General features: G+C 64.4%; 16 protein-coding genes. 7 read left to right on the forward strand and 9 right to left on the reverse strand.

Translation table 11 applies throughout. The features are described 5' to 3' along the window. Nucleotides 1-121: 121 nt before the first annotated feature. Nucleotides 122-286 (forward strand): hypothetical protein, encoded by a 165-nt coding sequence (locus QDR37_RS03450; RefSeq protein ID WP_279712165.1) that lies wholly within the window; start codon nt 122-124, stop codon nt 284-286. A gap of 513 nt (nt 287-799) precedes the next feature. Next, nucleotides 800-952, forward strand: coding sequence for a hypothetical protein (locus tag QDR37_RS03455; protein ID WP_279712166.1), 153 nt, complete (start codon nt 800-802; stop codon nt 950-952). A 49-nt stretch (nt 953-1,001) separates the two neighbouring features. On the opposite strand, the gene QDR37_RS03460 is transcribed toward QDR37_RS03455, so the two are convergent. After that, the gene (locus tag QDR37_RS03460; protein ID WP_279712167.1) at nt 1,002-2,891 is read right to left on the reverse strand and encodes a glycoside hydrolase family 16 protein; all 1,890 of its coding nucleotides are present in this window, start codon (nt 2,889-2,891) and stop codon (nt 1,002-1,004) included. Between the two features lie 281 nt (nt 2,892-3,172). On the opposite strand from QDR37_RS03460, the gene QDR37_RS03465 reads away from it, so the two are divergent. Both QDR37_RS03465 and QDR37_RS03470 read left to right on the forward strand, forming a co-directional pair. Further along, complete coding sequence (locus QDR37_RS03465; protein ID WP_279712168.1) at nt 3,173-5,521, forward strand: PKD domain-containing protein; 2,349 nt, start codon at nt 3,173-3,175, stop codon at nt 5,519-5,521. Nucleotides 5,522-6,147: 626 nt separating this feature from the next. Continuing rightward, a complete protein-coding gene (locus QDR37_RS03470; RefSeq protein WP_279712169.1) occupies nt 6,148-7,488 on the forward strand; it encodes a polysaccharide biosynthesis tyrosine autokinase in 1,341 nt (446 codons plus the stop codon). Between the two features lie 61 nt (nt 7,489-7,549). Here QDR37_RS03470 and QDR37_RS03475 read toward each other — a convergent pair whose 3' ends face one another. The 7 genes from QDR37_RS03475 to QDR37_RS03505 form a co-directional block, all read right to left on the reverse strand. Continuing rightward, on the reverse strand, nt 7,550-8,791 hold the full coding sequence (locus QDR37_RS03475; protein WP_279712170.1) for an O-antigen ligase family protein: 1,242 nt from the start codon (nt 8,789-8,791) through the stop codon (nt 7,550-7,552). A 961-nt stretch (nt 8,792-9,752) separates the two neighbouring features. Beyond that, nucleotides 9,753-10,799 carry a hypothetical protein gene (locus QDR37_RS03480; protein ID WP_279712171.1) on the reverse strand — a complete coding sequence of 349 codons (1,047 nt, stop codon included), beginning with the start codon at nt 10,797-10,799 and terminating at the stop codon, nt 9,753-9,755. Between the two features lie 2,111 nt (nt 10,800-12,910). Next, nucleotides 12,911-13,939: a hypothetical protein gene (locus QDR37_RS03485; RefSeq protein ID WP_279712172.1), complete on the reverse strand. Its 1,029-nt coding sequence runs from the start codon at nt 13,937-13,939 to the stop codon at nt 12,911-12,913. Then, nucleotides 13,939-15,390: an oligosaccharide flippase family protein gene (locus tag QDR37_RS03490; protein WP_279712173.1), complete on the reverse strand. Its 1,452-nt coding sequence runs from the start codon at nt 15,388-15,390 to the stop codon at nt 13,939-13,941. The genes QDR37_RS03485 and QDR37_RS03490 overlap by 1 nt, the downstream gene beginning before the upstream one ends. 95 nt (nt 15,391-15,485) lie before the next feature. After that, nucleotides 15,486-16,613 carry a glycosyltransferase gene (locus QDR37_RS03495; protein ID WP_279712174.1) on the reverse strand — a complete coding sequence of 376 codons (1,128 nt, stop codon included), beginning with the start codon at nt 16,611-16,613 and terminating at the stop codon, nt 15,486-15,488. Nucleotides 16,614-17,996: 1,383 nt separating this feature from the next. Further along, the gene (locus QDR37_RS03500; RefSeq protein ID WP_279712175.1) at nt 17,997-18,530 is read right to left on the reverse strand and encodes a hypothetical protein; all 534 of its coding nucleotides are present in this window, start codon (nt 18,528-18,530) and stop codon (nt 17,997-17,999) included. A gap of 473 nt (nt 18,531-19,003) precedes the next feature. Next, the gene (locus tag QDR37_RS03505) at nt 19,004-19,840 is read right to left on the reverse strand and encodes a hypothetical protein (protein ID WP_279712176.1); all 837 of its coding nucleotides are present in this window, start codon (nt 19,838-19,840) and stop codon (nt 19,004-19,006) included. Nucleotides 19,841-20,536: 696 nt separating this feature from the next. Between QDR37_RS03505 and QDR37_RS03510 the strand changes: the two genes are divergently transcribed. The 3 genes from QDR37_RS03510 to QDR37_RS03520 are packed head-to-tail and all read left to right on the forward strand — an operon-like array spanning nt 20,537 to nt 23,452. Next, the gene (locus QDR37_RS03510) at nt 20,537-21,502 is read left to right on the forward strand and encodes a glycosyltransferase (RefSeq protein ID WP_279712177.1); all 966 of its coding nucleotides are present in this window, start codon (nt 20,537-20,539) and stop codon (nt 21,500-21,502) included. Beyond that, nucleotides 21,499-22,575: a Gfo/Idh/MocA family oxidoreductase gene (locus QDR37_RS03515; RefSeq protein ID WP_279712178.1), complete on the forward strand. Its 1,077-nt coding sequence runs from the start codon at nt 21,499-21,501 to the stop codon at nt 22,573-22,575. Before QDR37_RS03510 ends, QDR37_RS03515 begins: the two co-directional genes overlap by 4 nt. Before the next feature lies 1 nt (nt 22,576). Next, nucleotides 22,577-23,452 (forward strand): hypothetical protein, encoded by an 876-nt coding sequence (locus QDR37_RS03520; protein ID WP_279712179.1) that lies wholly within the window; start codon nt 22,577-22,579, stop codon nt 23,450-23,452. 138 nt (nt 23,453-23,590) lie between these two features. On the opposite strand, the gene QDR37_RS03525 is transcribed toward QDR37_RS03520, so the two are convergent. After that, nucleotides 23,591-25,039, reverse strand: a complete 1,449-nt coding sequence (locus QDR37_RS03525; protein ID WP_279712180.1) for a polysaccharide biosynthesis tyrosine autokinase — start codon at nt 25,037-25,039, stop codon at nt 23,591-23,593. Nucleotides 25,040-25,089: the final 50 nt, after the last annotated feature.

Genomic DNA, 25,089 nt, shown 5'->3' on the forward strand with positions numbered 1-25,089 from the left:
AAGAGGCGACTGACCCTGAAAGGGTGCGGCGCGTAGCGTCCGTGCTGCGCCGTTCCCACCCGGATCCCCCACCCGGGCGGCGCAGCCATCCCGGTGCCCGACCGGGATCAAGGAGCGTTCCGTGACCACCTTGCTGCACCGCGTCGTCGTTCCCCCGGCGGCCGCCGCCGAACCCGCCGCTCCGGCGGTCCCCCGCCGCGCCACACTGACGGAGCGCGCCCTCCCGGTGGTGCTCGCCGTCTTCACACTGCCGTTCGCCCTGCTCTGGCGGTCGGACCGGGACTGAGCGAGCCGAATACCCCCGAATCTTCCGCGCCGATCCGGCCTCCCCACGGTACGTTCGCGCAGCGCCGCAGGTGGGTCCGCCTGCTGCGAGGCGGCTCGGACCGAGGGGCGAGGACGCGCCGGAATCACGGTTGGTCGAACCGCGCCCCGGAAGACCCCGCGCTGCCCGTAGTGGTCGCCGTCGGCCTGCTCGCCGTCGCGGTCGAGATGCTGATCGCGAAGCTGCGGAGGAGTGCAGCAGCGATTGCAAGCGCGCCGAACAATCGGCGACCGGCCGAGCGCTAGGGACGCGCCGCGGAGGGTCCGGGAGAAGGCAAGCACGTCCGTCTCCCCTGCTGGCGCCGACACCTCGCGACCCTTGATTCGCCCTCCATATCGCTCTGGGGCTAAGTAATCCGTTCAATCCCCTGAACTGGGGCTCGCGGGTCTCCATCCCGGAGCGCACTCTTGTGATATCGGCGCGACGGCCCCGCACCCGAACGGAACCGCGCGTCGCGACAGTCGGAGCCCCACCATGTCGATCGCCGGCATCCTGCACCAGTTCGTTGCCGCCCACGAGACCAAGGCGCAGCAGCCGAAGGTGATGACGCGCCGCGAGGCGCGCGCGGCGCGACGCGCTGCTGAAGAGTGCACGTGTCTCGCCTGTCAGCTCGACCGCTTCGCCTGACGTCGTCTCGACAGTCGCTCGGGCCACCGCCTCCAGCCCTGACCTTGCTTCAGTGCTGGTAAACCCGCACGTAGTCGACCCCGTAGTTCGCGGGGAACCCAGTGGCCGAGTCGGGAGATCCTGGCCAGCTGCCACCGACGGCGAAGTTGAGGCGCAAGAAGAACGGTCGCGAGAAGTCCCGCGTGAGCCACGACGTCGTCGAGGTCGTGCGCGTGTACGTGGCGTGGCCGTCGATGTACCAGGTGATGGATCCGGGCTCCCAGTCGAGCCCGTAGGTGTGCCACCCGGAGGACAGCGAGCCCGAAGGGTAGCTCGTCGTGTGCTCCTGCTGCCCGATGCCGCTCGTGTAGCCCGCGTGGATGGTCTGGTGCACGTCGTCCGTGCCGCCGGCGGGCGTGCCCACCGTCTCGAGCACGTCGATCTCGCCGTCGCCGCCGTCCTGCGGCCGCAGCCAGAACGCCGGCCAGAGCCCCTTCGAGGCGCCGGGTGCCATCGGCAGCTTCGCGCGGATCTCGAAGTAGCCGTAGGTGAAGGCGGCCTTGTTCTTCGTCTCGATCGTCGCGCCCGAGTAGGAGCGACCGCCGGGGAAGCGCGAGTCGTGCGAACCGCAGGTCACGGGACTCGACTCGTGCTTCGCGACGAGCGACAGCACGCCGCCGCTCACGACGGCGTTGCTCGCGAGCTCGCACTCGAGCTGCTGGTTGCCGTCGCCGAACGTCGAGTCGTTCAGCACCGACCACTGGTTCGAGGACAGGCTGCTGCCCGAGAAGTCGTCCGCCCAGCGGAGGTTCCAGCTGCCCGCGGGCAGGTCGTTGCCGGACGCGACGGGCGGCGTGCCGATGGGCGGCGCGGGTTCGGAGGCGATGACCGGCGCACCCGAGATGCTCGGCGAGGCACCGGATGAGCTGGACGGGATCGCGGAAGCGGACCGGGATCCGCGCCCACGGGTCGGGGTGGCGAAGGCGGTGAGGAGCGTGCTCGCCGGATGCGGCCCGACCCCGCGCGACGACCGCCCCACCGTGGTAGCGGAGGGAACGGCCCGGTCCGCGCCGGTCGCCGCGACCGCGTGGCTGCTCGCGGCGCTGACGGCGTCGACGGGTGCGAGCGCCCCGGTGCGGCTGCCCGCGGAGCGGGCGGGAAGGGCGACCGCCAGCACGACGACGGCGACGAGCACGATGGCGATGCTGAGCACGATGCTGCCGGTCCAGCTGTTGAGCAGCCAGGCCCCCTGACGCGTCGGCCGGGACGCCCGAGCGGGAGCGTGCTGCACACGCGGGGCTGCCGCGGGACGGTCGAGCAGCGACGGCGCGGACCGGAGCGACGGCACCCGTCGGACCGCCCGGCGGGAGGTCACCGGCGGCACGGGCTCGTCGCCGCGTACCCGCGGAGCCATCGGCGCCGTGGCCTCATCCTCGGCCGACGCGCCGGGAGTCGGCTCGGGGCCCTGCTGCGCCGCGACCGGAGCGGCGACCGCCGGGGCCTCGGAGCGCGGAGCGGGAGCGGGACGCGCGGGCTGGGGCACCGCCGCGGCGCGCGGCGCGGCCGGCGCGCCCGGCGCGACGATCGGCGGGCGGGTGAACGTCCGGAGCGGCTGCGTGATCTCGGCCGCGGTGGGCTCGATCGGCTGAGGCGTCCACGAGACCGCCCGCTGCGGCGCGGTGGGCGGCTCGACGGCGATACGGCGCGCGGCGGCCCGCAGCGCTGCGGCCTCGGCGAGGAAGGATGCGATCTGGTCGTCGCTGACGTCCGGGGAGGTCGCGACCATGGTCGCCGCGTCGATGGTGGGGATCGGCCCACTCGGGTGCGGCGGCCGCACCTCCTGCACCGGACCGGTGAGCAGCGTGGCGATCGCCGCGTCGTGAGCGACGGGCTCGATGCCGCGGTGCCGGCCGTGCGGACGGGGTGCCGGGGTGGACGGTTCGCGCGCGGGCGTGTCCATAGCAGGGATGCCTTCCGCTGGTCCGGCGCGGTTTCGGCGCGCCGCCTGATCAGATGCCGCGGGGACGGTAACCAGCGGAGGACACGTTCCCCTTGCAGATCGCGCGGCGTGTTCCGGATGCCACGCCGTATTCGATTGAAGTTCGACTTGAAGGTGCAGCGACCTGGGGACAACCGGCGACGCCGCCGGCTGCCCCCCATTAGGGTCACGCGCGGGACCGACCACCCATCGGTCCCCCGATTCCCCGACGCCGTCGGTCCCCCCGAAGGGATACCCGCCCGATGCCCCGTGCCCGTACGGCCGCCGCCTGGCTCGCCGCCCTCGCCACGACCGCCGTGCTCGGCGTCGCCCCCGCTGCGCACGCCGCCGCGCCCATCACCTTCGCCGTGATCGGCGACGTCCCCTACGGCGGGACCCAGTACGCCGACCTGCCCGGGTTCATCTCCCAGATCAACGCCGACCCGAGCGTGCAGGTCACGACCCACGTCGGCGACATCAGCAGCCCGCTGAACTGCTCGAGCTCGTACTACGACTCGGTCAAGTCGATGTTCGACGGCTTCGCGATGCCCTTCGTCTACACCCCCGGCGACAACGAATGGGCGGACTGCCACCGCGCCACGACCGGCGCCGGCAACCCGCTCGACAAGCTCGCGACCGTCCGCTCCACCTTCTTCCCGACGCCCGGCACCACCATGGGCAAGGCGCCGATGGCGGTCACCGCGCAGGCGGGCTATCCGGAGAACGTGCGGTACGGCCTCGGCGACGTCACCTTCGCCGCGCTGAACCTCCCCGGCTCCGACAACGACCTCGACACCTGGACCGGCCTCGGCTACACCGCCGCCACCTCCGCCCAGCTGTCGGAGGAGTCGGCGCGCACCGCAGCCGACGTGCAGTGGATCGACCAGGCCTTCAGCCAGGCGAAGGCGAGCGGCAGCCGCGCCGTGGTGATCCAGACGCAGGCCGACATGTTCATCCCGAGCACCACGACGCCGAGCGCGAAGTACAAGCAGGCCTACGGCTCGATCGTGAAGGAGCTCGCGGCACAGTCGACGGCGTTCGGGGCCCCCGTGTTCCTGATGAACGGCGACACGCACGTGTTCCGCAAGGACACCCCGCTCACCTCGTCGTCGTGGCTCAGCTTCTACGGCATCAGCGCGGCCGTGCCGAACCTCACCCGCATCACCGTGCAGAGCGGCACGAGCGAGTACGCCCGCTTCGCCGAGACGAGCGACGCCGCCGTGCTCGCGGTGACGCGCGTGCCGCGCACGACGACCACGACGAACGCCGCACCGACCGCGAGCTTCACCTCCACCACGAGCGGTCTCACCGCGAGCGTCGACGGCTCCGCCTCGAGCGACAGCGACGGCACCGTCACCACCTACGCCTGGACCTTCGGCGACGGGCAGGACGGCAGCGGCAGCACCGCCACCCACACCTACGCGACCGCCGGCACCTACACGGTGACGCTCACGGTCACCGACAACGGTGGGGCGACCAGCTCCGTCTCGCACAGCGTCACGGTGAGCGGCGGCAGCACGACGCCCCCGACGCCCACCACGCTCGTCCCAGCCGGCTCGACCTGGTCGTACGCCGACCCGGCCTCGACGACCGCCCCCGCCGGCTGGACCGGCACGTCGTTCGACGACTCGGCCTGGAAGTCCGGCCCCGCGCCGCTCGGCTGGGGCAGCTCGAGCATCAAGACCGCGATCCAGCCCGGAGCCGCCTCGACGAACCCGCTCACCGCCTACTACCGCCGCACCGTGCAGGTGGCGGACCCGTCGACCCTCGGCACCGTGACCTTCACGACCCGCGCGGACGACGGGGTCGTCGTCTACGTGAACGGGGTCGAGGCGCAGCGCGCGAACATGCCCACTGGCACGGTCACGGGCGGTACGTACGCGACGAGCGCGGTCACGACCTCCACCGCGGTCGCGACGCCCGTGACCTTCACCGTGCCGAGCAGCGCGTTCCAGGCGGGCACGAACGTGATCGCCGCCGAGGTGCACTCCAACTACCACTCCACCGCGAACACGTCGTTCGACCTCAGCGCGAGCGCGAGCGGTGCGACCTCGACGGGCGGCTCCGGTGGCTCGACCGGCTCGGGCACCCCGCTGCCGAGCGGCACGGTGCTGCTGCCCGCCGGCTCCACCTGGTCGTTCACGCACCCGAGCGCCGCGCCGGCGTCCGGCTGGTCCTCCCCCGGCTTCGACACCTCCTCGTGGAGCTCCGGCGCCGCCCCGATCGGCTGGGGCTCGAGCAGCCTGAGGACGACGATCCCGCTGCCGACGGGCACCAACCCACTCGCCACCTACTATGTGCGCACGGTGGCCATCCCGACCGGTGGCATCCCCACGAGCGGACTCACGCTGAAGACCCGCGCGGACGATGGGATCATCGTGTTCGTGAACGGCACCGAGGTGGGCCGCTCCAACTTGCCATCAGGCACGATCGGCGCTGGCACCTACGCGGCCTCGTCGAGGAGCACCTCGACCGCGGTCGCGAGCCCGGTGACGTTCTCCGCGCCGCCGTCACTGCTTCGGGACGGCACGAACACGATCGCCATACAGGTTCAGACGAATTACCATGCCGCACCCGACTCGAGTTTCGACCTAAGCGCGGTGGCCCGATGAAACATAGGAGGTCGCGAGAGGCTGAACTCCTCTCTTCCGCAGCCGCGACAATCCCCCTTTCGTGAGCGCATGCGGCCGAAAGTACCGACATATACCGCTTTCAATCGCAGACACCAGCATTACTTCGAGTTGGCTCCGGGAGCCGCCTTCGCGAATTTCCACAACGGCCGAAGCATGAAGCATTGAAGGGCCGCCTCGAAGGTTGTGGCACGACGAGTTACGGCTTATGCGCATCCGCTCATCTCATAGGGCGGGACAAGCTTTCATGCCGGACTCTCGCGACCACTCAGCGCCGGAAGAGGATTTACGAAAGGACAACGCACCGCTCACGGGCGTCCCCACGGACCCACGGATCAACGCTGCCGGCACTCTTCCGCTACTGCCCAAACACCGTCATCGGCCGAGGCGACCTAACGCCGCTACCTAGCACCGGCGAAGATTGGGCTCATCCGCAGCCCTCGACCCCGGCTGACACTCTAGGCAGCGGCACCGCAACCTACTCACCACCGAAGGCTCAGCATCTGCTGGCAGCCCGCCAATGAAACGAGTGATGTCCCTCAACCGATCAGCCTCAAGAGGCACTACCCTGATCGTAGTATCGACCAGACGGAGGGATTAAGCATACTTTGGAAATTCGCGACTATATCGTCATCTGGAGGCGGTATTGGCAAACCATCTTGGCGACGGTCCTAGCAGGCATAGCAGTATCCGCGACTGTCGCTCTCGTTCAGCCATCAACATATCAGGCGACAGCGAGCGCCTACGTGGCAACACCGTCCAGCTCGTCGATCGCCGAACTGAGCCAAGGAGCGTCATTCACCCAGCAAGCCGTCAAGAGCTATGCTCAAGTGGCGACGTCCTCTTTTGTGCTTTCTCCCGTGATCAAGCGGCTTCACCTGCAGCTCTCAACATCCCAGTTAGCCGCGGAAATCACAGCCACAGCACCCGTAGACACGGTAATAATCGACATAACTGTCGCAGACCGATCCGCCACGCGTGCGGCTGCAGTGGCGAACGCTGTCACAGAACAGCTCAGTAACAGCATCAATAGTTTGACCAGCGTAGCAGCCACACCAGTTAAGATCACGAGAATTCAGCCGGCCGTGCCACCGGTATCAAGATCGAATTTACCCCTCGCACTATTGATGACTCTTGGTGCGCTCGCTGGCCTCATTGTGGGCTACGGCCTTAGCGTCCTTAGAGAATCATTAGACACACGCGTTCACTCCCGCGCCGACCTCGAGGAGGTAACCGACACCCCCATTGTCGGCGAACTCCTGCTCACAAAGCGGGACCAGCCAGCACGTCTGGTTATGCGCGACGACGAACTAGGGGCCGCCGCCGAGGCATACCGAGCTCTGCGCGCCAACCTGAACTACGTCAGTATCGACAAGAGAGTCCGGACAACCTTAATCACGTCTTCGATAGCCGGGGAAGGAAAGTCAACCACGGCCGCGAACTTAGCTATAGCGCTCACTCAGGCAGAGACACGGGTGCTATTGATCGACGCAGACCTAAGACGGCCAGCGATTGCCGACTACTTCGCGCTCGAGGGCGAGCTTGGATTGACGGATGTGCTCGTCGGCCAGGTACAGCGTGAGCACGCAATTCAACGCTCCGCATACCTCAACCTGGATATCCTAACGTCAGGGCAAACGCCACCAAATCCCGGCGAACTTCTCGGTTCGCGGGCTCTTCATAAGCTGCTCGAAGAACTCAGGCCCGAGTATGACCAAATACTCATTGACTCTCCGCCGCTTCTGCCGGTCGCAGATGCTGCAGTCCTTGCCGGACAAGTGGACGGCGTTATTATCGTCGCTGCAGCAGATAGGACCACCCGAACACAGTTAGATCTGTCGCTAACGACATTGGCAACAACAGACAGCGCCCTCCTCGGCATTGCCCTGAACATGGTACCGCCCGGCAGAGCGACAGCAGGAGTTTACGGGTACGCCCACAACCGTTGAGGCAACATGAACTGACCCAGATTTAGAGGACAATCGTGCCCCTGCTCGGGGCTGAGTGTACCTAGACGCGAGCGACCATCGTGCTTCCTGTTGAGATGCGTTGAGAGCACAGAAGACCACATACCGCACCCAGTATCGCGGTCAGACTCACCCATGAAAACTCGGAAACAGAGAAGCCCTCGGCGGCGAACAATACAAGGACCGCGAAGAGTGCCAATCGCGGCTCAGCGCCATAGAATCGACGCAAAGTAGCCCTGCGTGCTATCGACACCGCAACTATGATCACGAGGCCTAACCCGATCAGGCCGTACTGAAGGGCGACAATCAAGTACGTGTTGTCCACGCTGTGCGCAAGGTCGAGCACACCGTAAACAGAATCAACAAGCAAAAGCCCTGGTGGCAGCGCTCCGGGGCCTAAACCGAAAGGATTGGCGGAGACGACCTGACTCCCCACTTGAATCAGCGCGATACGATACTGAGAACTCGCCTCTGATTCGTTGGCGCCTCCAACATAAACACTTGGGAGGGAGGAGAAGTAGATGCTGACTGCGACGGCAAGTCCGCCAAGCGCAAGCGAGATAGCGCTTCGTGGAACATTCTTCGGCACGAAACGAAACGCGGTCGCGGCCGCAATCGCTATCACCGATGCAGCAAGCGGGCCGCGACTGTCAGATAGGAGGAGGCCCAATATACCGGCTGCGCCGACGAGTATCCGAACTTTCGTCGTAGTGCGATCGAGCAGCCACATTAAGGTGATAGCCGCCACGCTTACGCCAAAAACAATCGGATGCGGGAAAAAGGCCTGAGCTCGCACGACCCCATCCCGGTAACCTGGATGAAATATTCCCTGCCCCGCGGGCAGAAGGTAAGTGCCTCTCCCTCGTTCCATCAGGCCAAGGGAAACGGCAAGGACGACAATTAGGGTCCAGGCGCCTCTCCACCGCGCGAAGTCAAACACATCTAGGTCGGCGGCCAGTTTATAAACGAGTGCACATGACACGAGTTCCACGAGAACCGTGAGTACGTCAGTAATCGATCCCTGCCGGGCTCCGTGCGCGGTGAGCGAAACGATCACCACGAGCACAAGGCACATGACGAGAAGACCAATCGGCATTCGCACGTTCGGGCCACGCGCCGCAAACCGTCGCTCAACAGTAGTTTCGCGCGACTCAAGCGCCACCCGACCCGCTAAACGTACGACGGCGGCCACGATCACTGCAAACTCTGGCGGAACAGTCAAGGACGCGACCTCAGCATACAGCGGCGGAGGAACGGCCGCGGCTAATGGCGCGAGTACGCTCACGACGGAACGAAGTGGCAACAAAATCGCAGCGATGGCGGCGAGTACGAGCAGACCGATCGCAAGCAAATCTACTTGGAGCTTTCAGGCGAAGAGCCGCTACTCAGAGTCGTCACGCTCATGTTCTCCCGAATACGAGGCAGCTGGAACTTCAGCAGCATACGCCGACCCAGAAGGTCGAAAATAACCATCCTTGCGACGTTTTGCGCTGTTGCACCCACCCTACGAGTTCGAAAGGCGGCCGCGACAGCTGACCGGGCAAAATGGGCATACGCCGGGGGATCCTGCCTAAATGCGTCTCTCCGCAAGCTCACCAGCCTTATTATTGCTTCGTCGTACGCGCCCGGCTCTCGCGATATGCTGTCAATTGGCTCTCTGGCATGCACCAGGTACTCTCGAACGGGCACAAATCTGGTGAAGCGCGAGACGCGCAACCACAATTCCCAATCTTGCAGTCGCGGAAGCGACTCATCAAAGGGATTAGCCGCTAGAAAATCGCGGGAAGCGAGAACGGTCTGCGTGCTAATGAAATTTCCCCGAGTTAGCGGCAAGTCATCAAAGACTGCAGGTGCCTCTAGCACCGCACCAGTGCGTAGCACCTTTCTAACACCACAATAGCTAATCGCTCGAGCTTCGTCGCTGCTCGCGAGCGCCGCAACTTGCTTCTCTAGTTTCTCGCGAGTCCAAAGATCATCCGAGTCCTGAAAGGCGACGAGCGTTCCCGAGGCCCTTCGAACGCCCTCGTTCCGCGCAGCGTTGGCGCCCCGCCCCTCCTCGAACCTGAACACTCGCACGGGCACAGCACCGGAGTATCCGTCGAGCGACGTTGCAATCGGCTTCACAGACCCATCATCGACCACGATGATCTCGACAGGCGAGAGCGTCTGCTCGCAAAGGTTCTGCAGGCACTCAAGTATCATGTCATTGCGATCCTTGCAGGGGACGACAACTGAAATTCTTGGCACTAGCATCTCGTCCGGCTCACTTCGCCTAGAAGGTCAGTCCAAGTCTCAGAGCACCTCTCTAGCGCGCGAGCGAGCCTGTACTGCATCGACTGCTTAGAGACGCTTACTGCTTCCGCGATCGAGGCGAGCCACCCGTCCGCTGAAGTATCGTCGACGATACCAGGATAATCAGCACCGTAAAGCTCAACCAGTTGCGGGTGCCGGACGCATATGACGGGGACGAGCGCTTCCAGCGCTCGCACCATTACGCCGCTTTGGTAGAAGTGCTGGTACGGAATGATTACTCCCGCCGCACCTTGGATCAGTCGGCGGAAGTCTGCCTCGGGAACGAAGAGATCGTGGACCTCCCATCCCGCAACCGCTGGCCATCCCCTGCCCCAAATCTGCAAACGGAAATGCGATAATCGGTCGTCCCTGGCAATCCGCTCTAGGATGCCAACGTCCCTAGCACTTTTGAACTGCCCTAGTACGCGGATGGTCGCTGCTTCCTCAGTGAAAGCCACCTCAGATGAGACGGCCATGACCGGGTGAAGGACTACTTTCGCTGAGATGCCCGTCAATTCCAGTAGCTCTCGCGCAGCAGCCTCGGTGTGACACACATACCGAACACGGGCCGACTTCCCCGCGATTCTACAGGAGCGTAAGGCTAGGGCCCCGTAGCCGAACTGAGGACGCAAGGGTCGTACGTCATGGATGATGATAGTGATATCCCGTGCGATGCTAGCCAGAAGCCAACTCAGACCGTCGAAATACCCAAACGCTGGCCACAGAACGATTATCCTCTCAATAGAAGGGGCACTTAGTGCAAGCGCCAATCTCTCGCCTAGGGCTCGCAGCGCAGATGTTGCTTTGCGAAGACCTGTGACGCCTTCGACGGGGGTCGCTTTCATCCGTCCGACCACAACACCTGCAGTTTGCAACGTTGCAATCAACTCTTCCTCGTAGTGAGCAAGGGCCTCAGGAAGAGGATTATAGAATGACCACTGTGACTCTTGTTGCATGTGCGATCTACTGACCTCGAAGGTGCAGAGCACCAGTGAAACCATCGACCAGCCCCTGTAGCCGCCGCCCAGCTTGAGCCGGGCTCCTGAGATCTCGCCAGAGTATCCGTGCGAGTACAGCCACAACGGAGAGCGTGACGAGAAGCGGCTTCCTTCTCTTGCGCCAGAAAAGCACTCTGTTCCGCGCCGCGAAGTAGACAGGCGTTCCAGCAGTATCTTGCCATGCAACTGCACTGGGGATGACCATAACGGGACCAATTTGTGTTAGGCGAGCGGAGACGTCCACGTCCTCCCAGTAGAGAAAGTAATCTTCGTCCAGACCACCGATTTGGTCTAGAGCAGCACGGCGTGCGAAAATGCACGCTCCATCAAGCCAGCGGACCGCGCGCTCTTGCCTACGGTCGGTGAACCTGTGCACCGCGTTTCCCGCCCAAGTCAAGTCCCCTCCCCCAGACCACTGGACATTCGTTGCTGTCATTGCCAGGACGGGGCCAAAGGCGCTCGCCCTCTCGTATCGCCGAGATGCTGACATCAACATTTCCGCGGCATTTGGATCCATTAAGACTTCATGCGTAAGCAAGGCAACCATACTTAGGCTGGACGGGAGCATCGCCAGGCCTCGATTCATCCCTCCTGCATAACCGAGGTTGCGCTCGAGTCTGATGAATTGAACGTCAGGCCAGCGGTTCTCTAGCTCACCAACAACACCGTCGGCAGAGCAATTATCGACAACCACGACGCTACGCGGAGGACAGGTCTGCGAAAAGAGGCTCTGAAGAGTCCGCTCGAACTCTGGACCTCGTCTGTAGTAAAGCACCACAGCTCCCCACGCACCAGCGCTATCCAAAAGAGCTTAGCCTCCCTTCCTACATTGCGACCTTCGTCGAGCCCGGATCTTGGTGTAAATGACGACGTAAGAGCTCGATCGCCGCGCGACCCGCCGCAGTTACCGAACGAAAGCCTGGGTGGCCTGCGGGGGTTGCCATCTCATTTTCAATTGTGCACGCTGTCTTGATTACCGTCCGCCGGGGCAGGCGCGAAGGCAGATACCCATCTTGGAAACGCTGAGTAGCCTAGTGTCCAGTCAGTTAACGCCTCGTACCGAGCCACGTAGTCTTCCTGCCGCAGCCCGGACGCGGCCAAGGCGACCCTACCCGACATGTGATTGCCGCACTGTAGCGCACTCTCCAAAGCGGCAGCGAAGGCTTCAGGATCGTTAGGGTTCACCGCGTAAATCGTCGCCACTTTGAAATAATCTGCTATTCCGCCAGTGGCAGTTACGACGGCCGGGCAGCCGATTTGCATTGCCTCCATGAGAGTTGTTGCTCCAGCCGCGTGCAGATTTTCGCGACTAGGTATAGCGACGCACGAGGCACGCACGTACAGCTCGGCAAGGGTATCCGCGCCCCCTGCTGCAACAGACACGTTATCAGGCAGCGGGACCCCACTGATGTTGACGTTGCTTGAGAAGATTACAAAGTCGACAGCGGGCAATGAGCGAGCCACGCCAATCAGCAGTAGCCAGTCTCTGTCGGGATCGTTGCCTGGAGCAACAACGAGCGGCCTCCCTCCATCAGGCCGGCGGGCCTTTACTCGACCAGATATGTCGGTCGTGCCGAACGGAACTTGTAGAACGACTCGGCCTCTAACCGCCTTATTCGACACCGCGCGATTGACGGCACTGTGCACCAGTTCTACCGCGGCCGAGCGCAGCGCGTAGGCAACAATCCAACGTTTCAGCCTGCTCCACCGAAGCCAGTTATCCCATAGCCAAACGGATTGCGCGAGTATGGGGGTTCCCTTAATGCCCATTGGCCTACCCCATAGCGCAACCCCCAGATGTTCGGCTTCTGTGTGAGTCCAAATTACGTCGGCCCAGCGGAGCAATTTGCGGTTGTCCCAAACGTGTACAAGATCTGCTCCCGTGCAGCGACGCGATACCTTCGCCAGTAGTGCAAGCGGCAGGACGCGCCGCTTGTCCATCGACCAGCGAAGCTCGTAGTCACGACCCGCAAGATGGTACCCGTAGGGGGTCTCGTCCCATCGAAGACCCCGTTCAAAAGCAGCGCGCCAGGACCGCACGGAATAGCCGTACGGCAGCACTACTGCCACACGAACGCGTGGTGCTGAGCTGCGCGGCGGCCTGGAGGGCTTCCTCATCGCGAACTCCACCACGACCGCTTCCCCTTCTTGAGGACGGTCGCCTTGGCATACACCCTGGCGTGCGCCTCTGCTAGACGCACCCAGTTGCGAGCGTCGCTTAAAGGAGCGTGGTCACGCTCGTGAGCGCGAGCCTCTAGCTCTTCAAGGCACTTCCGCAAGGCACTTGCGTCCCATGCTGTCGGCAGCAGCTGCACCCATGCCTGTCCTACTTCCGCAGCCAGTCCCTCGGAGGCTGAAGACCGGGAGAGCACCACGGGGACATCTAGAGATAATGCGAGGATCGCAGCTCCGGAATTGTAGAAGTTCGGATACGGCAACACGACCGCAGAGCTCGTCTTGATGAGGCGCAATAGTTCAGTTGTCGGCAGAGATTCGCTGCGCAGCTGCACTCGGTCGGCAGTCCTCGCAGATATCGACTCCAGCGCGTGCAGGTACGAGTCTGTCTCGGCGCGCCCCACCACGAGTAGCTTTGGTAGTGTGACATCCGAGTCCGCCCACGCATTCATAAGACGCTCGATATCTTTGTAGCGACGCAGGTGTCCGAACAGCAGGACGCGTTCCGACGATTTGGCATCCGAGACGTCGTACGGATGAATGATGGGCCGGTAATCTCCGTGGGGTAGGAAGACGTTTGGCCACATATCGACGTCCACCCTCGGTGTCGCAGCCATGAAGATGCGAACGTACACTGTCCGCTGCCATATAGCGAGGCCGAGCCTCGCAGTCGAGGTACGTGGCTGGTGCGGCCGAAGATTATGAATAGTCTCTATATGCGGGACCCCGCGCCATTTGTTCATCATCGCCAGTACACACAAGAGCATTACATTGCGCAGGTTGATTACGAAGCCGCCGGTGAACAGAGCCTCTGGCCAGTGAAAGTGCACGGCGTCGTAATGATCAAAAAGTGCGCGACGCCAAGTAAATGTGATGAGTTCGCACTCCTGTCCGACGTATCTCATGAAGAGTTCGCCGAACGGATTGTCATGAGAAGACGAAGACATGGGCAGAGTAAGAACTCGCATCACCTACTCCTTATCAGAATGAGCATCCTCAAGAGTGCCGCCGTGAGTGCGGTCGTCGTTATCCAAGTCGAGACTTGTACGACGACAACGACCAAGTTCGGCTCTGAGTGAAACGTAAGGACCCGTGCAAGGGCTGTAGTGCACACTGCTCCTACAACTGCAGCGATGAAAGGCGCAAGAGCAGGTTTTATGAGATTCGGAAAGTTCGCAGAGCGGACACGCCCCAGAACCAGAGTGCTTGAGCACCATATTGCAATATACGACATTGACATGACCTGTGCCACCGCCGTCGGTCCTGACGGAGCAACTGACACTACGCCAACGATTGCTAATGCTCGACCCGGAAGTTCAGTTAACAAAAGCAAGGACGTGCGCCCCAAGGCAAGCAGCCCCCAATAGTAGATGTAACCAGCTGCTTGAAAGGCACCGCCAATGGCAAGAACCTGAACAAGACTGCCAGTTTGTCCCCACCGCGAGCCAAACACAGTACTGACCAAAGTCGGCCCGCATGAAAAAAGCATGCCTAGGAGAGGAAGTGTGACCCAGCAGAGACGCCGTTGTATTCGCTGAACCTCCTCGGGGAACCTTCCTTCTCTGATCGCCCTGGCCATGTGCGGAAGCATCACTCGCGTCAGAGGAGTTGCAATTTGTTGAATCGGCAGCGAGACGAGTTGGAATGCCCTGTTGTACAGACCGGTTGCCGTAGTGCCTTGTAGGCGACCGAGCATTACAGTGTCTATATTTGATCCGATATAATTCAGCACCTGCAAAATGCTCGAGTTGCGCCCGAAGCGCAGATGATGCGCCATCGATCCTGCTTTGTTGAATCGAGAGGGCTTCCACCGGTCGCTGAATACCGCGATTAGTAGTTGAACGTAGGCGGGTATCAAAATCGCGCATGCCAATGCTCCTACGCCACCTTCGAGAAGCGCGGCTGCGACCGCCGCGGCGAAGCCACTCGCCTGCGCTGCGAGGTCGCCGTATGCAAGCACCCCGACTCTGCCGGCTAGTTGCAGCCGGACACGGTGTTGGACAGCAAAACCGCTCGCAGGAAATATCATCGCCACCGCGCCGAGATACGCAACGACCGCCGGCGATGAATAGAACTGCGCGGCAAGTGGGGCGATGCATAGCACTAACGCGCCTGCTCCAATGCCTATGGCCCCGTTGAGCCAGAATAGGTTTGATTGCTCCTGCTGGCTGATGTTCACGGTACGAAGCGCCGAAAGCGAAAGCCCCAAATCCGAAAGCACGGTTGCAAGTCCCGTAATAGTGGCGCCCATTGCAGCGATGCCGTATGCGCTGGGGGGGAGCAGGCGGGTCAAAACCACCAGGGATGCAATTTGCAGCGCATACCGTCCCCACTGCCCGTAAAGCGTGCGTGAAACTTGACCGCGACTTAAAGTGGACCATAGCTTCAGAGCTGGCTTACGGATAGTACCTAATCTCACAGCGCACCCGGCATACGTCTACTGGTCAAAGTTCATTGATACGACTTTGCAGGCTATTCTCGCATTGTTAGGAGCCGTAGTCGCATTCGCATCGTTCAGCTAGGTTCCCCAGGCGATTCTCGCACCTTGGCAGATTCCGTAAGTACCTCGCCATAGCGAGAACAGACAAGGTGCCAGGTAAACTTGGCTCGGGCACGCTGGATAGTTTCCTGCCGTAGACGATCACGCGTATCTGGATCGGACATCACGGCACGTACGCCCGCGTAGATTTCCTCGCTGGTGGCTTGCACGAACACGCCACTGTCGCCGAGAACTTCCTTATTGTAAGCCGTGTCTCGGGCAACCACCGGGGCACCAAGCGCCATCGCTTGCACTAGCGCCGGATTCGTGCCGCCCACACTATGGCCGTGGAAGTACACTCCAGCGTGTTGCCAGAGTGAGTGCAATAAATCATCGTCGCTAACGTGCCCTAGCCATTGTACGTTCGCCAACAACTGCAGTTTTCTTGCCTCCTCGTCGAACGATCCGCCGTGGTCGGTCCCCACCAGTACTACGGGCCAATCTTGGGCAAGCGCAGGCACGGCTGCGAAGAACTCGGAGATACTGTTCTCCGGAACGAAACGCGCGACCAGCAGGATGTAGCTTCCGTTTACTAGATCAAGAGGTGCTTCTAACTGCCCACGTCGGTCGCCGCCATAGGGAATGTAGTCGCCTGTGACATTGAAGTCAGCCCTCCATCGTCTTTCTACTTCGATCGCATCAAAGATGAGGCGGTTCGCAAATTTTGCTGTCATCTTCGCGCCGGCAAAAAACATCTGTCGAGCGAACCAACTCCACTTTCCACGTTCCCACTCAATGCCGTCGACGTTGACAACGCAGGGGATACCGCGAAGACGCAGCAGCGGAAGGACAAACCCGTTGGCGACATTCATAACGAGTGCGACGCTGGGCGGTCGAATGACTGCGTGTAGTGCCGCCGTGAATCCGTGCGTTAGCGTCGAAAGAGCCGGGGTACGAATGCCGTGCGTCTGCACGGACTCAACTCGCGCATCTGCATCGGCGTCGTCTGACTTAACGCTTCCTCGTCTGCCGTACACGGTAACGTTCCATCCGGCATCGACCAGGAACGGAGCAAGCTTCCGGACCGCAGTCTCGAAGCCGCCGTAATAGCTCGGGTAGCCCCTGGTGCCAAGAATTGCTACTGAACGCTTCGGCGAAGGCATTGGTTACTCCATACTCTTTTTTCGCTCCGGGAACTCGTCAAGGCGTCGGGCGGGTAGCAGACGTGAGGAGATTGCCGCTTCGAGGCGCGGACAGCCTGCCAAGCACTGAATGTCTGGGTCGCGAGAATATCGCGCGTCGACATGTCTTGCCCTATCGACGGCGTCCTGCGCACTGTGGTCACCTTCGATACTTATAGGCTCAAGGGCTGGTGCTCCGGAGCGTCGTGTGCTCCGCCCCTGTAATTTTGGTTCCGGTCGTCCGTATTGGCACACTCTTGCGATGTAATCCAGCGGCTGGCGAGCCTGCCCTCAGCTTCGCCTCCACCCCGATACTAGGCCTACCACTTGAGTCTTCGTTTCAACGCTAAGTCGCTGGTACCACGGCTTCCGTAACGCTTCGGTATGCAGAAGAAGCGGCGCGCCTCAGCCCCTGGTATCGTCGGCGGAAGCGTTTACCTAGCAGGTTCCTGCGATAGTTGGTTGAGTCTACTGAGAGGTCATGCCTGTAGGACTTTGCGTGATCGCGCTCGGCGCTACCGTAGGCGACAGCGACCTCCCACAGGCAGCGTCGGGGGCACGTTGCGTGCGGCGTCCTTCGCTGCCGTGTCGGCTTCTGCTCGTCCCTTCAGGACGACCGCGACGACCAGGACGGTGCAGAGTAGGGCCGGCAGTGCGAGAACGCCCTACCGCAGCCAGCGCCCGTCGAATGCGCGTGAGCGGAACTGCACTCGCGAGCGAGAATACGGGGCCGAGCGTGACGGGTTTCGCCCGCGCCGCTGCTGGAGGCGACGATCTATTCCTACCCGGTTCGGCTCTCGCACCGACGGCGCTTCCTGCCCCGGGGTTTATCTGGGCGATGACCTGCTTCGAGAGGTCCGTAGCAGCGGGGCCTGTCCCGGCCGGTAAGGGCGCCAGGTCGGCCGGTGGCATGACATCTACGATCGGCATCGGGCCGGCGCGATCATGCGCGGGGCGAGGCATCACCGGCCCGGTGTCGCCTCGAGCCGTGAATGCCCGACAAGCTGCCTTCACCGCGGTGTCGGAAGCGGACGCCATGGTCGTCTGAATCACGTGCGAGTCCCGGGACGCGCTGATTGACTCCTGCAGGTCGCTCGGATCGACGTCGTCGCTGTCAACATACTCGTCCAGCGCCCCGGTGTCGGGCCCGACCTGCGCGCTGTCCTCGGCCGGCACAGCGGTTGCAGGGGCGCCCACCTCTCGGGAGCCTTCGCCCAGGGTGCCCTCCGGCGCCGTGTCGCGGTGCGGGTCGGGATCGCGCTCGTCCGGATCGGTCACCTACTCATCGTAGGGATGCGGCAGTGTTGGCGCCGCTGCCCCGAATCCGTCGAGATCGCTTAGGCCTTCGCTACTGGGAGGCCTTCGCTACTGCGCCACGGTAAGCGCCGACCACCCTCCTCCGATGCGGGTTCCGGTGGACAGCGTCCTGACGCCGTTCCCGGAGTACCGCCACATCGTGCCGGCGCTGTCGATCGAGACGAGGTCCGCCGTGAGGTCGCCGCTCAGGTGACCGCCGGCGAGCAGCCGTGGGAACGCCGACGGTGTGAGCGTCTGCCCGAGGTCGATCGGTGCGGTCGCGTTCTTCCTCGCGCGCGCGCCGGCTCCTTCGTAGAGCGAGAGAGCGCCGGTAGTGCTTCGAGCGACCACGCCGGCGGCGCATTGCTTGTCGAAGTCACCGACCCCGATGAACTGCAGCGAGGCGGGAAAGGTGCCGGTGCTGGTCGCAGCGCCGAAGGTGGCGCTGCCGGAGCCGAGCAGCAACTGCACCTCACCGTTCACCTGCTGATCGAGGAGGTTGGCGTGCTTATCGCCCGTGAAGTCGCCCACGGCGATCGGTGAGGTCGCCGTCGTCGCCAGCCGCGTCGCGGCGCTGAACGAACCCGCGCAGGTGCCCCTCATGAGCCATAGCGAGTGGTCCGAGGAATCCAGCCCAGCAGGTGGGGGCGCCGTCGCCGTTCAGGTCGCCAGGCAGCAGCAGCCGCAAGTACGCGGTACCGAACCACTGTCGACCGTGATGGCGATGTTCGGCGCCCAGTCGTAGGAGGTGCGCGGTAGAAGAGGAGCGCGCCGCTGCTGTACACGGCGAGGAAGTCGGGGGTTCCGTTGCAGTCGAGGTCAGGCCCGTTGTGGGCGACTGCGGGCAGCGTGAAGAGCCGGTAGAGGCTCTCGCGGGCGCATCGAACGTGCTCGGCGCGTCAAGCCGGCAGCGACGATAGCCGTGAGCGTGACCACGTGAACGGCGCCTTGGATCGTGCGCGCATGGAGATCTCACTCACACGTTTCCGCGCATTAACTTCGATCCAGAGGTGCGCAGATTACGATTCGGAAGATCGAGGTACGTCGCTCGTGCTGTTTCGCTAGCCCGGCCGGGCTCACTGGCCAGGGGGCGTGAGCGTCGGGCCCGGCGAGAGTGTTGTGCTTCCTCGCGGCGTCGGCGACGCAGCCGAAGCGGTCGAGGCCAGCGTCGGCGGCACGTATCGCGACGACTCCTTGGCAGCCGCGTCCGCCTCCGCGCGCGTCTTCAGCACGACGGCGATCACCAGCACGACGCAGATGAGGGCCATGAGCGCGAGGGCGCCGTACTGCAACCAGCGCCGATCAAAGGCACTCGAGCCGGCGCGCCCTCGCAGCCGGCTGCTCGACGTCGGCGACGACCACCCCGACCGCCGTTGCGGTTGAACACGGTTCCCCTTGGGCTCTGAGGTTGGCCCCGGCGCTGCCTCCCCGGACGGAAGTACAGTGCTGGCGCCCGGTACGGCGGGCTCAGGCGCAGCAGGCATGCGAGCAGGCATCGGAGCGGTCGCGGCGGGGCGCGGTGTTGCGTCGGGCGCCGAGGCGTCGATTACCGGCATCGGGCCCGTGCGGTTGTACGTCGGAGGCGGGGGGGCAACCGGCCCGGCGTCACCTCGCGCTGTGAAGGCCCGGCGGGCCGCCTCGACGGCCGGATCCGGAGCTGTGGGCAGGGTCGGCTGGTTTACTGAGGAGTGCCGCGACGCGCTGAGCGGTTCGGGCAGGTCGCTGAGGTCGACGTCCTCGCTGTCGGCGTACTCGTCAATCCCACGGACCGCCGAGTCGACCGGCAAGTGAGGCTGATCGAGCGGTTTGGCGTTTGCTGGGGCCGGCTTCTCCCGGCCGCCATCTCCCTCGGTCGACTTCAGCCGGGCGGCAACGTGGGGCAGGTCGGGATCGTGCTCGTCCGGATCGGTCACCTGTTCATCGTAGGGACGCGGTAGCCGCGTTCGACAGCGATGCATGGCTTCTCGTGATCCGTGAATCCCAGGGATCTGCCGGACCGTTCATTGCGCGACGGTAAGCGCCGACGATTTTCATAGAGATACGGGTTCGGTTGGATGCATGCGGGGGACGCCGACGGATCAGCGTCTGCGCGACGCCGATCGATGCGGTCGGTTCCTCGAGACCGATGCCGTTGAGCCGCAGCGAGGGCGCCCAGGCTGCTTGGGGCGCCGAACGTGCCGCGGCCGCAACGGGGCAGCAGCACCTCTCTGGGCGCGTGCTGATCGAAGAGGTCGGCGTGCGCGTCGCGGTGCGCCGCATACGGAGATCCGCGGGGTCGTACCGGAACGAGTCTCGCCGTGAGGCCCACCGACCTTCAAGGAGGGCCATCTCAATTTCGCTGAGCGAAGGCGCCGAACCGACAACGACCTCGTTGGCACAACCCCTCCGACGGGTGCACTCTTCGCTTCCTCTGACCATTGACTGGTCGAGGACGTAGTGCCACCGTGGACCTTCTCCCAGCCGGCGGGGGCGAGCGCCACAATCCATTAACAGGCCCCTGACAGAAAAACCCTGCTACTGCTAGCGTTCGGTTCGTGCCCCCGAACGCTGACGCCGCAGCCGCGGGAGCATATCTCTCCGGTCACGAGCGCCCGCGGAAGTACGTATTCGTGGCGTCGACCGGGGGGCATCTGGCACAGCTGCGCCGGTTCTCGAAGCGCATGAACGCGCATTCGGATTCGCTCTGGGTGACAACGAGGACCCCCCAGAGCGAATCCCTGCTCGAGGGCTGCCGCGTGCTGTACCTCCCCTACGTGGGCGCGCGCGATCCATTCGGCGTCCTCCGCACCTTCCGACAGTCCGGCCGGCTGTTCATCAACGAGCGCTTCGATGTCGCTATCAGCACCGGCTCGGCCTTCGCCATCGGCGTGTTCGCGCAGGCGGCGCTGCACCACGTGCCACGCATCTTCGTCGAGAGCGTGAGCCGCGTCACCGGCCCGTCGATGTCGGGGCGGATCATCGCCCTTCTGCACCTCGCAGACCTCTACACGCAGCACAAGGGCTGGGCGACCGGTCGGTGGAAGCCGCACCCGAGCGTCCTCGCCGAATACGCGCCGGCACCTGCTGTCCAGCAGCCCCCGCCCGACGTGGACGGGCACTCGGTGTTCGTCACGCTCGGCACGTTCCGTCGCTACCGGTTCGACAGCCTCGTCGAGGCGCTGCTCCGCACGGGGCTCGTAGGCCCCCGCACCACCTGGCAGCTCGGCGCGACGGACCGGTCCGACCTGCCCGGCCGCGTCGAGGTCGAGCTGAGCGCCGCCGAGTTCGAGACCGAGCTGTCACGCGCGGATGTGGTGGTGACGCACGCCGGTGTGGGCACGATCCTCTCCCTGCTCGAAGCCGGACGCTTCCCCGTGGTCGTGCCGAGGCGCCGCGCTCGCCACGAGCACGTCGACGACCACCAGAGCCAGATCGCGGACCTGCTTCGCTCGCTGGGCATCGCCCGCGTCGTCGAAGCGCCGGAGCTGACCCGCGAAGACCTGCTAGCGGCGACGACCATGAGCGTCGTACCCCGCGACTCGGTGCCACTACCCAGGCCCGAGGAATCCATCTCATCCGGAAGCGACCCATCATGATCCGGCTCGGAATCGTCGGCCTCGGCAAGATGGGGCTCTCGCACTACGCCATCGCCAATTCGACGCCCGGCGCGCAAGTCGTCGCGGTATGCGACTCGTCGACGCTGCTTCTGGGATTCATCGACCGATACGGTCGGGTCAACACCTACACCTCGATGCCGGAGATGCTCGCCGCCGAGCGGCTCGACGGCGTCATCATCTCCACGCCGAATCACCTCCACGCGGAGATGGTGCGAACGGCGCTCGCCGCTGGGGTCGCCGTGTTCTGCGAGAAGCCGTTCACGCTCTCCGCTCACGAGTCCATCGATCTCACCGAGTTGGCGAGCGCGAACGGTCTGGTGACCCAGGTCGGCTACCACTACCGGTACGTGGCCACGTTCCAGGAGATGAAGCACCTGATCGAGGGCGGGGCGCTCGGCAAGGTCACGCACGCCGAGGCGGAGGCCTACGGTCCCGTGGTGGTCCGACCGGCGAACGCGACCTGGCGGAGCAAGAAGAGCGCAGGCGGCGGAGCCCTCTACGACTACGCACCGCACCCCATCAATCTGTTGACCTGGCTCTTCGGCGCACCGAAGACCGCGATCGGCACGGTGATGACCTCCGTCTTCTCGGCGGACACCGAGGACGAGGTGCTCGGTACCTTCCAGTGGCCCGACTCGCTGAGCGCGCACCTGAGCGTCAGCTGGTCGGACACCTCCGAGCGCAAGATGGCCACCAAGGTCTCGCTCTGGGGCGCCGAGGGCAAGATCGTCGCCGATCGGCAGGAGATCCGCGTCTTCCTCCGGCACGCCGCGGAGACCTCGCGACGCGCCTACTCGGCGGGCTGGACGACCCTCAACATCGCCGAACTCACCCCGCCGGTGGCCTACTACCTTCGCGGCGAGGAGTACTCGCTCCAGATGGAGGACTTCGTCGCCCGGGTGCGGAACCGAGCGTTGGACGGTGTGAACGACTTCCGCTCCGCCGCCACCACCGACGAGGCCATCGAGCTGCTGACCGGGGCGAACAGCGGCCGTCAGCAGGAGATCGAGAAGGTCGTGGCTCCGCGCCGCCGACTCTGGGTGAGGAGCTGACGTGCCCGACCGGCTCATCTTCGGCGACAACCAGTTCTTCGGCGTGAACCACATGTCGGAGGACAAAGCGCGTGCCCAGGCGATCAGGTTCCAGACCGACGACGCCGTTCTCGAGGTGCTGGAAGCAGCGAACCGCAACGGCATCCGGTCATTCATGTGCACGACGCACGACCGGCTCGGCAGCATCGTGCCGAGCGTTCTGCAGCGCCCGGAGGCGTTTCCGGATCAGCAGTTCCTCCCCTGCATGCCCTACGCCCACAAGTACTCGAACGCGATGGCGGAGCAGGGGATCATCGGTTCCCTGCAGGGCTTCCTGCCCGAGCGCGGCCGGATCGAAGCCCTCGTCCGGAGCGGCAGGTCACTCGCCTCGCGCGACATCGCGGGCGTCGCGACCTTGTTGATCGACGCCGAGATGCGCCCCTTCCGCAACGCTTCGACCCCGGTCGTCTTCCTGCAGAACGTGACCGTCGACCTCATCCTGGGACTCGGGGCGTACGAGATCTTCCAGGTGTTCGCCGACCATGTGCGCACCCGCTACAACGCCGAGCCCGGGTTCATCACGATGAACGTCCCACGCCTGCTCGACGCGCTCCGCATGCAGGAGATCGAGAACCCGCTCGTCTGCGCGAACGTCAACAAGCTGGGCTTCCGCATGTCGGGCGGCGTCGAGGCCTATGAAGAGGCGCTGCGCCGCGCCGACTTCAGACTGATCGCGATGTCGATCTTCGCGTCGGGCGCGATCCCGCCGGCGGAGGCTGTGCGGTGGGTGTGCGGTCTTCCGAACATCGAGAGCATCGTGTTCGGAGCGTCGAGCGAGCGCAACATCGTCTCGACCCGCGACCTGGTCGAGACGTACTGGCGCCGCCAGCCGGTGTAAGCGAACGGCAGGCAGTGAGGAGCCGACCGGCACGAGTTCGACCGCGCTCCCCACGACGGCTCTGCCCAAGCGAGGGCACCGGCCGGCGCGCCGGCCCGGGAGCCCCGCGCCGGCGCCGGCCAGGAAGCCCCGCCGCTCTCAGGCGGAAGGAGCCGGGCGTGCCTCGCCGAGTCCCGGGGCCGGACGGTGCTGCGGCGCTGCCGCCTCTTGCGCTAGGGGGGTCGGCGAGTAGCCGTACCCGTAGCCGTAGCCATACCCGTAGCCGTCCGTCGCCCGCTGCGGCGCCATCGATAGCACAGTGCCGGACACGGCGGCGCCGACGGCATCGAGCGACGCGAGCGAGGTGTGCACCGCATGCTTCGTCGTCTTGCCTGCTGCGACGACGAGCATCACGGTGCTGGCGGCCGGGGCGAGGGCCGCGGTGTCGGCGACCGGCACGAGCGGCGCCGAGTCGATGACGACGAGGTCGTACTGCGCCTCGAGCTGGCGGACCAGGCCGCGCATCTCCTCGGACGCGAGCAGGTCGGTCGGATTCGGCGGGAGCGGACCAGCGGGGATGACGTCCAGCTGCCCGTCCCCCCAGTGCTGCACGGCTTCGGAAAGGCCCACCCGTCCGATGAGGAGGTCGCTGAGACCCACACCGCCGTCGATGCCGAAGTACGGCGCGACTGAGGGCTTGCGCAGGTCGGCGTCGACGACGACGACCCGCGCCCCCGCATTCGCCGCGACCAGCGCAAGGTTCGCGGCGATGGTGCTCTTCCCCTCGCCGGGCCCCGGCGAGGTGACGATCACGCTCGTACGCTTCGCGAGCGTCGAGAGGTACCGCAGGTTCGTGCGCAGGCGCCGGAACTCCTCGACGCGGCGCCCGGAGCGCGGGTCGGTGCCGGTCAGTAGCGCGTGGCTGAACGCGCGCAGGTCGTAGGCGACGGCGCCGAGCGACGGGGATCTCACCAGGTCGCTCAGGTCGCTGACGCTGCGCACCTTGGTGTCGAGGAGGTTGCGCAGGAAGACGAACAGCACGCCCAGCACGAGCCCGAGCGCTGCGCCGATGGCGAGGTAGAGCGGCAGGTTCGGGGACGACGGCGCAGTCGGCGGATCGGCCGGCTGCAGCATCGTGATCTTGACGGGGCTCTCGCCGCTCTTCACGTTCTGCGGCGCGATGCGCGACACCGCGTCGACGAAGGTGCGGGAGATCGCGTTCGAGAGGGCCGCGGCCCGGTTCGGCGAAGGGTCGGTGACGCCGATCGTGATGATGACCGTGTTCGGCGGGATGCTCGTCGTGACGTTCTTCGCGAACTCACGCACCGGCTGCTGGATCCTGAACGCCTTGCGCACGGGCTCGAGCACGAGGGCCGTCGGGACGATGTCGGCGTACGACTTCACCTGATCCTGCGCGAAGGTACCGCCCTGCGTGAGGTCGGAGGCCGTGTTCGCCGACTGCGTCGACACGAAGACCTCGCTGACTGCGTTGTACCCAGGCCGCTGCACGAGGGAGAGCGCGGTCGCACCGATCAGGCCCAGGAGCAGGACCGCCACGATCGTGGGCCACCCCCGCCGGAGCACGGTCAACGCGTCAGTCAGTTCCATCGAGGACTCCTCGTTCGGGCGCTACGAGCCGACGGCCACCGCCGTCGCAT

It is taken from the genome of Amnibacterium sp. CER49 (assembly GCF_029846255.1).
Lineage (GTDB): Bacteria > Actinomycetota > Actinomycetes > Actinomycetales > Microbacteriaceae > Amnibacterium.

Bases quoted from the DNA above. Each gene is read 5' to 3' on its own strand.
- QDR37_RS03480 (WP_279712171.1), bottom strand. From the start codon at position 10,799: ATGGTTTCACTGGTGCTCTGCACCTTCGAGGTCAGTAGATCGCACATG.
- QDR37_RS03465 (WP_279712168.1), top strand. From the start codon at position 3,173: ATGCCCCGTGCCCGTACGGCCGCCGCCTGGCTCGCCGCCCTCGCCACG.
- QDR37_RS03515 (WP_279712178.1), top strand. From the start codon at position 21,499: ATGATCCGGCTCGGAATCGTCGGCCTCGGCAAGATGGGGCTCTCGCAC.
- QDR37_RS03455 (WP_279712166.1), top strand. From the start codon at position 800: ATGTCGATCGCCGGCATCCTGCACCAGTTCGTTGCCGCCCACGAGACC.
- QDR37_RS03460 (WP_279712167.1), bottom strand. From the start codon at position 2,891: ATGGACACGCCCGCGCGCGAACCGTCCACCCCGGCACCCCGTCCGCAC.
- QDR37_RS03495 (WP_279712174.1), bottom strand. From the start codon at position 16,613: ATGCCTTCGCCGAAGCGTTCAGTAGCAATTCTTGGCACCAGGGGCTAC.
- QDR37_RS03525 (WP_279712180.1), bottom strand. From the start codon at position 25,039: ATGGAACTGACTGACGCGTTGACCGTGCTCCGGCGGGGGTGGCCCACG.
- QDR37_RS03500 (WP_279712175.1), bottom strand. From the start codon at position 18,530: ATGAGGGGCACCTGCGCGGGTTCGTTCAGCGCCGCGACGCGGCTGGCG.
- QDR37_RS03485 (WP_279712172.1), bottom strand. From the start codon at position 13,939: ATGCGAGTTCTTACTCTGCCCATGTCTTCGTCTTCTCATGACAATCCG.